A 1,827-nucleotide genomic window follows, 5' to 3' on the forward strand; every position below is an offset into this window, starting at 1 on the left:
ACGGTCCCCGGCACCCGGCTGCGGCCGTCCCGCACCGGTCAGCCGGGCGGGCGGCTCACACCAGGTCGAGCGTGTCCAGCTCGGTGCAGACGGTGTCCACCATCAGCCGCGTCACCACGTACGGGTCCACGTTGGCGTTGGGACGGCGGTCCTCGATGTAGCCCTTCTTCTCCGCCTCGACCTGCCACGGGATCCGCACCGAGGCCCCGCGGTCGGAGACGCCGTAGCTGTACTCGTTCCAGGGCGCCGTCTCGTGCGCGCCGGTCAGCCGGGTCTCCACGCCCGCGCCGTAGTTCCGGATGTGCTCGGCCGGCTTGTCGCCCTTGCCCAGCGACTCGCAGGCCGCGAGGATCGCGTCGTACCCCTCACGCATCGCCCGGGTCGAGAAGTTGGTGTGCGCGCCGGCGCCGTTCCAGTCGCCCTTGGCGGGCTTGGCGTCCAGCGTCGCGGACACCCCGAAGTCCTCCGCCGTCCGGTACAGCAGCCAGCGGGCGACCCACAGCTGGTCGGCCACCTCCAGCGGCGACAGCGGACCGACCTGGAACTCCCACTGCCCCGGCATCACCTCGGCGTTGATGCCGGAGATGCCGAGCCCGGCGGCCAGGCAGTTGTCCAGGTGCTTCTCCACGATCTCGCGGCCGAAGATCTCGTCCGCGCCGACACCGCAGTAGTAGCCGCCCTGCGGAGCGGGGAAGCCGCCCTCGGGAAAGCCCAGCGGCCGGCTGCCCTCGAAGAAGGTGTACTCCTGCTCGATGCCGAACAGCGGCTCCTGCGCGGCGAACCGCTCCGCCACCGGCCGCAGCAGCGCACGGGTGTTGGACTCGTGCGGGGTGTCGTCGATGTGGAAGACCTCGCACAGCACCAGCAGGTGGTCCCCGCCCCGGATCGGGTCCGGGTAGGAGACCACCGGCTTCAGCACACGGTCCGAGGCGTGCCCCTCGGCCTGGTTGGTGCTGGACCCGTCGAAGCCCCACACCCCCGGCTCCGCGCCGTCCGCGAGGATCTTCGTCTTGGAGCGGAGCTTCGCACTCGGCGCGGTGCCGTCGATCCAGATGTACTCGGCCTTGTAACTCACGGGCGTTCGTCCTCACCACAGCGTTGGGCGGTTGTCAGCGGGTGCCGCACAGCCAGTACCTTCACGAGCTGCGGTTTCCCTCCCGTTGCCCGTCCGTTAAGCCGGTGTGAACTGCACCGCGCCGGGCCTCCGAGCCGGTGTGAGCTGCCCGGCGCCGGGCAGCCGGGCAGCGTCAGAACAGCCCCTTAGGGTGGAGCGACGCCCACCCCACCGAAAGGTCACGAGTGCCGCACCTCACCGTCGACTACTCCGCGCCCCTCGCCGACTCCCTCGACCACCAGGCCTTCGCCGCCGAACTCCACGCGGTGGTGGTCGCCACGGCAGGCGCCACGACCGCCGGCTGCAAGACCCGCTTCCGGCAGATCGAGCACTGCGTCATCGCCGACGGCTCGGACGCCTCCCGCCTCACCGACATGGTCCACATCGAGGTGGCGCTGCTCGCCGGCCGCACCCGCGAGGTCAAGGCCCGGCTCGCCGACGCCGTACTGGAACTCACCACCCGCCTGCTCACCCCCGCCGCCGGCCGCAGGCTGGACGCCTCCGTGCACGTCACCGACCTGGACCGGGACGCCTACCGCTCCGCCCAGGTGGGGGAGGGCGCATGAGATTCGGTCTGCTCGGCACCGGCCACTGGGCCGAACACACCCACGCCGCCGCCCTGGCCACCCACCCGGACGCCGAACTGGCCGGCGTCTGGGGACGCCGCCCGGAAGCCGCGGCGGCGCTCGGCGACCGCTACGGCGTGCCGGCCC

Annotated in this window: 3 protein-coding genes; 2 read left to right on the forward strand and 1 reads right to left on the reverse strand. The window is 72.0% G+C overall.

Annotated features, from left to right (window positions below):
* Positions 1-55: 55 nt before the first annotated feature.
* A complete protein-coding gene (glnII, locus tag ACYVE9_RS25235) occupies positions 56-1,075 on the reverse strand; it encodes a glutamine synthetase (protein ID WP_461030205.1) in 1,020 nt (339 codons plus the stop codon).
* A 224-nt stretch (positions 1,076-1,299) separates the two neighbouring features.
* On the opposite strand from glnII, the gene ACYVE9_RS25240 reads away from it, so the two are divergent.
* Positions 1,300-1,680 carry a 5-carboxymethyl-2-hydroxymuconate Delta-isomerase gene (locus ACYVE9_RS25240; protein WP_461030206.1) on the forward strand — a complete coding sequence of 127 codons (381 nt, stop codon included), beginning with the start codon at positions 1,300-1,302 and terminating at the stop codon, positions 1,678-1,680.
* A partial coding sequence (locus ACYVE9_RS25245) for a Gfo/Idh/MocA family oxidoreductase (protein WP_461030207.1) occupies positions 1,677-1,827 on the forward strand: 151 nt, incomplete at its 3' end. The genes ACYVE9_RS25240 and ACYVE9_RS25245, both read left to right, overlap by 4 nt.

The organism is Streptomyces sparsus (genome assembly GCF_054776295.1).